Source organism: Serratia sp. J2, from assembly GCF_046269175.1.
Classification (GTDB): Bacteria; Pseudomonadota; Gammaproteobacteria; order Enterobacterales; family Enterobacteriaceae; genus Chania; species Chania fonticola_C.
In genome coordinates, this window is the sequence record NZ_JBKABN010000060.1 from 1 (window position 1) to 6,691 (window position 6,691).

Annotated in this window: 6 protein-coding genes; 4 read left to right on the forward strand and 2 right to left on the reverse strand. The window is 57.4% G+C overall.

From position 1 onward, the window contains the following. Nucleotides 1–78 precede the first annotated feature (78 nt). The gene (locus ACKWMY_RS27595; RefSeq protein WP_098929121.1) at nt 79–1,035 is read left to right on the forward strand and encodes an AEC family transporter; all 957 of its coding nucleotides are present in this window, start codon (nt 79–81) and stop codon (nt 1,033–1,035) included. Here ACKWMY_RS27595 and ACKWMY_RS27600 read toward each other — a convergent pair. Further along, complete coding sequence (locus ACKWMY_RS27600; RefSeq protein WP_309047993.1) at nt 1,025–1,369, reverse strand: hypothetical protein; 345 nt, start codon at nt 1,367–1,369, stop codon at nt 1,025–1,027. The genes ACKWMY_RS27595 and ACKWMY_RS27600 overlap by 11 nt on opposite strands. A 157-nt stretch (nt 1,370–1,526) precedes the next feature. Here ACKWMY_RS27600 and ACKWMY_RS27605 point away from each other — a divergent pair, with 157 nt between their 5' ends. Beyond that, nucleotides 1,527–2,390: a carboxylate/amino acid/amine transporter gene (locus ACKWMY_RS27605; RefSeq protein ID WP_024531204.1), complete on the forward strand. Its 864-nt coding sequence runs from the start codon at nt 1,527–1,529 to the stop codon at nt 2,388–2,390. Here the strand turns inward: ACKWMY_RS27605 and metR are convergent. Beyond that, nucleotides 2,387–3,337, reverse strand: a complete 951-nt coding sequence (gene metR, locus ACKWMY_RS27610; protein WP_024531203.1) for an HTH-type transcriptional regulator MetR — start codon at nt 3,335–3,337, stop codon at nt 2,387–2,389. The two genes, ACKWMY_RS27605 and metR, sit on opposite strands and share 4 nt — an antisense overlap. A 105-nt stretch (nt 3,338–3,442) precedes the next feature. Here metR and metE point away from each other — a divergent pair, with 105 nt between their 5' ends. Next, nucleotides 3,443–5,719 (forward strand): 5-methyltetrahydropteroyltriglutamate--homocysteine S-methyltransferase, encoded by a 2,277-nt coding sequence (gene metE, locus ACKWMY_RS27615; RefSeq protein ID WP_409487466.1) that lies wholly within the window; start codon nt 3,443–3,445, stop codon nt 5,717–5,719. Nucleotides 5,720–5,844: 125 nt separating this feature from the next. Further along, nucleotides 5,845–6,691, forward strand: an 847-nt coding sequence (locus ACKWMY_RS27620; RefSeq protein WP_029712102.1) for a helix-turn-helix domain-containing protein, incomplete at its 3' end; no start/stop codon positions are given.

A 6,691-nucleotide genomic window follows, 5' to 3' on the forward strand; every position in this document is an offset into this window, starting at 1 on the left:
CTGGGGTGAGGGGATATTTTACCAGACCAGAACATAGCGACGTCAGCCCGTTGCCGCCGCGCCATCGGAAGGGATACGATGCCTGCCTTTATTGTTTCGCTGTGGCACCAGATAGTGCTGTCTTTGCCGTTATTTGTGCTGATCGTGCTGGGATATGGCCTTATCCGCTGGGGAAAGTGGCCAGCGACCATCACCGATGGCCTGACCCGTTTTGTCTTTTCCCTCGCCCTGCCTGCCATGCTGTTTCGCATGATGTGCGATTTTTCACAACGTCCGGCGGTGGATGCTCGCCTGCTGATCGCCTTCTTCGGCAGTTGCCTGATTGTCTTCGTGATTGGCCGCATTGCCGCACGGCGGCTCTTCAAGCTGGACGGCGTTTCGGGTTCGGTATTTGCTCTGGGCGGCATTTTCTCCAATAACGTCATGCTTGGCCTGCCGATCGCCACGGTGATGCTGGGAGAGGAGGCCATCCCATCGGTGGCTCTGGTGCTGGTCTTTAACGGCTTGATTTTGTGGACGTTGGTGACCATCTCTATCGAATGGGCGCGCAATGGCTCCCCCACGCTGCAAGGATTTATCAAGACAGCGCGCAGCGTGCTGACCAACCCGCTGATTATCGGCATCCTGTCTGGCACGCTGTTCAGCCTGACCGGCCTGCCTCTGCCAGTGTTTGTCGATCAGCCGGTCAGCATGCTGGGTCAGGTGGCGGCTCCGCTGTCGCTAGTGGTACTCGGCATGGGGCTGGCGGAATACCGTATCAGCGAGGGCTGGCAACTGAGTAGCGGCATCTGCTTCCTCAAGCTGATCGTTCAGCCGATGGTGGTCTGGTTGCTGGCTTGGTCAATGGATTTACCCCCGATGGAGACCCGTGTGGTGGTACTGCTGGGATCAATGGCCGTGGGGGTAAATGTCTACCTGATGTCGCGGCAGTTCAACGTGCTGACCGGCCCTGCCGCTACCAGCCTGGTGATGTCCACCGCGCTGGCTGCGATCACCACCCCGTTAATCCTCACCATTATGGGGGTCAGGGTGTAGCCGGGAGCGGCGCCTGCGGTATTACCGGAGCAGTCTGGTTAAAGGGATTAACCGGCTGATTGCCGTTTTGCAGCATCTTGCCAGTGGTCATCTGTGGCTGCATCGGGTTGTTATTGCCGTTATAGGGCAGCATTTTGGGCTGGTTGGCCTTGAGTTGATAACTCTGCTGCTGGCGCTGCTCCATCTGCTGATTGTTCAGCATGCGCTGTTGTTGTGCCTGCTGGCTGCGCTGGTTAAGAAATTGCTGTTGCTGGCTGAGCGTAGTGACGCCGTTTTCTGCCACAGCCAACCAAGGCAGCCATAGCAGGGTGGTGATAATAAGGTGACGTTTCATATATATCTCCGGTTCTCTCCGTAGTCTTAAGCCTAACGTAGTCAGGCAAAATTGCTCGTTAGTTTATTTTGCACTCAGACGTAAACCTCCTTTGCGCCACATTGTTGTTCTGCTTCCGCTACAATCGCCCTTTCGGATCTTTTAGGGTGAACTTGTCGTGCTGCTTCTGGTTATTACCACCATTTTATGGGCATTTTCTTTTAGCCTGATCGGCGAATACCTGGCAGGCAATGTCGACAGCTGGTTCTCGGTGCTGATGCGCGTTGGGCTGGCGGCGCTGGTGTTTCTGCCGTTCCTGCGCTGGCGCAATATCAAGCTGAAAGTGATCCTGCTGTATATGCTGGTGGGCGCCTTCCAGCTTGGCATCATGTATCTGATCAGCTTCCGTGCCTTTATCTATCTGACCGTGTCGGAATTCCTGCTGTTTACGGTGCTTACGCCGCTGTATATCACGCTGATTTACGATCTGATCAGCGGCCGCCGTCTGCGTTGGGGCTATCTGTTCAGCGCGTTGCTGGCCGTGCTGGGGGCGGCGATTATCCGCTACCACCAACTGAGCGATCACTTCTGGTGGGGGTTGCTGCTAGTTCAGGCGGCGAATATCAGTTTCGCCATCGGCATGGTGGGTTACAAACGCCTGATGGAAGTGCACCCGCTGCCGCAACATACCGCATTTTCCTGGTTCTATCTGGGCGCGGCGGCAGTAGCGGTGGTCGCCTGGTTCCTGTGGGGTAATCCGAACCAGCTGCCAACCACCAACCTGCAATGGGGCATTTTGGTCTGGCTGGGCGTGGTGGCTTCCGGGCTGGGCTACTTTATGTGGAATTACGGGGCGACACAGGTGGACGCCGGTACGCTGGGCATCATGAACAATATGCATGTGCCCGCGGGCCTGCTGGTTAATTTTGCTGTTTGGCATCAGCAGCCGCACTGGGCCAGCTTTATTATCGGTGGCTCGGTGATTGTCGCTTCGCTATGGGTACATCGGCGCTGGGTTGCGCCGAAAGCGGCTAGCCTCTAGCTCAAAGAGGCTAAGGATTGAGTGTCTGGCAGGCTGCCCATCGGCCTGGCGGCATCACGCACGAACGGCAGGTGATCGCAGGCGTGCTGACGTGCCGAACGGATAAAGGCTTCGGTGACCGTCTGGCGCTGCTCGCCGTCACGAGTGGCGGCATATAACCGGCTCCACAGGCCATCCCCGAGCGTCTTGGTGACCACCAGCCCCTGGCGCTCAAAACTCTCCACTACCCAGTGCGGTAACGCGGCGATCCCCATTCTGGCTGACACCATTTGAATCAATAACAGCGTGTTATCGACGTTTTTCAGCGCCGGGCTGACGCCTGCCGGTTGCAGGAAATGGCGCCAGATATCCAGCCGTTGGCGCTGTACCGGGTAGATCATCAGCACTTCATCACTCAGGTCTGCCGGTTCAATGTGCGGCTTATTGGCCAGCGGGTGATCGGGGGCCAGGATCAGCCGGACTTCAAAGTCGAACATCGGCGAATAGTGCAGCCCGCTGCGCGGCAAGATATCCGAGGTCAACACCAGATCCAGTTCCCCTTGCTGCAAGGCAGGTTGCGGATCGAACGTCACGCCGGACTTGAAATCCATCACCACCTGCGGGAAATAGGAGCGGAAGTTGTCCAACGCCGGAGTCAGCCACTGAATACAGCTGTGGCATTCGATGGCGATGCGCAGCGTGGTTTGATGCGGCTCGTGGCAGGCTTGTAACGCCTGTTGGATCTGCGGCAATACCTGTTCTGCCAGCTGTAGCAGGATCTCCCCCTGAGCGGTAAAGCGCAGCGGCTGGCTTTTACGAACAAACAGCTTAAAGCCCAGACGCTGCTCCAGATCGCTGAACTGATGCGAAAGGGCTGACTGTGTCTGATGAAGCTGTGCGGCGGCGGCGGCCAGGGAGCCGGTATTACGCAGAGCCTGTAGGGTCCGTAAGTGTTTCAGTTCGATCATGAGAGTCCTTCACAGTGACAGTGAAAATATTGCGCTTGTGGATCATACAGTACCTGCGGATTATGGATGTGTAAACATCTGGACGGCTAAATGGGAAATATGACGATGACAATTCTAAATCACACACTGGGTTTTCCACGCGTTGGTCTGCGTCGTGAACTGAAAAAAGCGCAGGAAAGTTACTGGGCAGGTAATTCAACACAGGAAGAGCTGTTGGCGGTTGGCCGCGAGCTGCGCGCTCGTCACTGGCAACAACAACAGCAGGCCGGGGTGGATTTGGTGCCGGTTGGCGATTTCGCCTGGTACGATCACGTGCTGACCACCAGCCTGCTGCTGGGCAACGTCCCGGCGCGTCATCAAAACCAGGATGGCTCGATCGACCTCGATACCCTGTTCCGTATTGGCCGTGGCCGCGCACCCACCGGTGAACCTGCTGCGGCGGCGGAAATGACCAAATGGTTTAACACCAACTACCACTACATGGTGCCTGAGTTTACTCAAGGCCAGCAGTTCAAACTGGGCTGGACTCAACTGCTGGATGAAGTTGACGAAGCATTGGCGCTGGGTCACAAAATCAAGCCGGTGCTGTTGGGCCCGGTAACCTATCTGTGGCTGGGCAAGGTGAAGGGTGAGCAGTTCGACCGCCTGTCGCTGCTGAACGATATCCTGCTGGTCTACCAGCAAGTGCTGGCTGAACTGGCCAAACGCGGCATTGAGTGGGTACAGATCGACGAGCCTGCGCTGGTGCTGGAACTGCCTAAAGCCTGGTTGGAGGCCTTTAAACCGGCTTACGCCGCGCTGCAAGGCCAGGTCAAACTGCTGCTGACTACCTATTTCGACAGCATTGGCCATAACCTAGACACCATCCGCGAACTGCCGGTGCAGGGGCTGCATGTGGATCTGGTCGCAGGCAAAGATGATGCCGCTGCCCTGAACAACGCGTTGCCGAAAGAGTGGGTGCTGTCGCTTGGGGTGATCAATGGCCGTAACGTCTGGCGTGCCGATGTGAGCAGCTGGTTTGAACGCCTTCAGCCGCTGGTCGGTAGCCGTCCGTTGTGGATTGGCACCTCGTGCTCACTGCTGCACAGCCCGATCGATCTGAGTGTGGAAAGCCGCCTGGACGAAGAAGTGAAAAGCTGGTTCGCCTTTGCACTGCAAAAATGTGCCGAGCTGGCGTTGTTGAGCTCAGCTCTGAATGCACCAGGGGCAGACAAACAAGCCAAACTGGATGCCTATAGCGCACCAATCCGCGCCCGCCGCCAATCCAGCCGTGTGCATAATGCACAGGTTGAAAAACGCTTGGCGGCTATCACTGCCAAAGACAGTGAACGTCAGCGCCCTTATGAGCAACGTGCCCAGGCTCAGCGCGATCGCTTTAATCTGCCTGCCTGGCCAACCACCACCATCGGCTCCTTCCCGCAGACCACCGAAATCCGCGGCCTGCGCCTGGACTTCAAGCAGGGCCGTCTGGATGGTAGCAACTACCGCACCAGCATCGGCGAACATATCAAGCAGGCTATCGCCGAGCAGGAACGCCTGGGGCTGGACGTGCTGGTGCACGGCGAAGCCGAGCGTAACGACATGGTGGAATACTTCGGCGAGAACCTGGACGGCTTCGTGTTCACCCAAAATGGTTGGGTACAGAGCTACGGTTCCCGCTGCGTGAAACCACCGGTGATTATTGGCGATATCAGCCGCCCGGAAGCCATCACCGTAGAGTGGGCCAAATTTGCTCAATCGCTGACCGACAAGCCGGTAAAAGGCATGTTGACCGGCCCGGTGACCATTCTTTGCTGGTCCTTCCCGCGTGAAGATGTGACCCGTGAAGTGATCGCCAAGCAGATTGCGCTGGCACTGCGTGACGAAGTGGAAGACTTGGAGAAGGCCGGTATCGGTATTATCCAGATCGACGAGCCTGCACTGCGCGAAGGCCTGCCGTTGCGCCAGTCCGATTGGGCCGCATACCTCGACTGGGCGGTGGATGCCTTCAAACTGAACGCCGCCGTGGCGCAGGACGATACCCAGATCCACACCCACATGTGTTATTGCGAGTTCAACGACATCATGGATTCTATCGCGGCGCTGGATGCCGACGTGATCACCATCGAAACCTCTCGTTCCGATATGGATCTGCTGGAAGCGTTCAAAGAGTTCGACTATCCGAACGAAATCGGGCCGGGCGTTTACGACATCCACTCGCCGAACGTGCCAAGCGTAGAATGGATCGAAGCGCTGCTGCGTAAAGCGGCGCAGAACATCCCGGCGGAACGCTTGTGGGTCAACCCAGACTGCGGCCTGAAAACCCGTGGCTGGCCAGAAACCCGCCAGTCGCTGGCTAACATGGTGTTAGCGGCTCAGCGCCTGCGTGACCAGGTAGTCTGATCCACCACGATGTTTTTACTCAAGGGCGCTTCGGCGCCCTTTTCTTGTTCTACTCCCGCGTTTTCCTCGCCGCTATTGGTTATTATCAAGTCTCGTTGTCCACTTGGTTTGAAGGATTATTCCCGATGAAACACCCGCTGGTGGCCGTGTTGGCTCCGCTGCTCGATGATGGGCAGGGGATCCGGCAGGTTTATTTTGCCGGTAATCAACATCCGGCCCCGGAGCTGGCCTATCAGGTAGGCTTTCCGCGCCTTGAGCTGGTGGTGGACGGGGAGCAGGAAATGGAATGGGAGGGCAGCCAGGGAGTGCGGCAACAGCAGACATTGCTGCCGGGGGATGTGCTGTTTGTCCCGGCGCATGGCTGGAACAGCCCGCGCTGGCAGCAACCGACGACCACGCTCAGCCTGCTGTTTGGCAAGCAGCAACTGGGCTATAGCCTGTTGGGCTGGGATGGGGAAAATACTCTGCCGCTGGGTAAGGATAACGTGGCGCGCCGTGGCCCGCGCGTGGGGTCGTTTATGTTGCAGGCGCTTAACGAACTCTCCTGGCACCAGAGCGATCAGCCCACTGCGCGTTTCCTGGTGAAGGGCTTGCTTAGCCATGCGCTCGATCTGTTTGGTACCTCGGTGAGAACCGCCTCACGTAGTCAGGCGCTGTTTGATGCTGTGCGGGGTCACCTGGAGGAGCATTATCGCGAGCCGCTCACCCGTGAGTCGGTGGCCCAGGCATTTTATATCTCACCGAATTACCTTTCTCATCTGTTCCAGAAGGCTGGTGGCATCGGGTTTAACGAATATCTCAATCACGTGCGGCTGGAGCAGGCGAAGCACCTGCTTAAACGCTATGACATGAAGGTGAAAGAAGTGGCGCACGCCTGCGGGTTTGTCGACAGCAACTATTTCTGCCGCCTGTTTCGCAAGAACACCGAACGTTCCCCGTCGGAGTATCGCGGCCAGTATCACAGCGAGCTGT

Bases quoted from the DNA above. Each gene is read 5' to 3' on its own strand.
- metR (WP_024531203.1), bottom strand. From the start codon at position 3,337: ATGATCGAACTGAAACACTTACGGACCCTACAGGCTCTGCGTAATACC.
- ACKWMY_RS27595 (WP_098929121.1), top strand. From the start codon at position 79: ATGCCTGCCTTTATTGTTTCGCTGTGGCACCAGATAGTGCTGTCTTTG.
- metE (WP_409487466.1), top strand. From the start codon at position 3,443: ATGACAATTCTAAATCACACACTGGGTTTTCCACGCGTTGGTCTGCGT.
- ACKWMY_RS27600 (WP_309047993.1), bottom strand. From the start codon at position 1,369: ATGAAACGTCACCTTATTATCACCACCCTGCTATGGCTGCCTTGGTTG.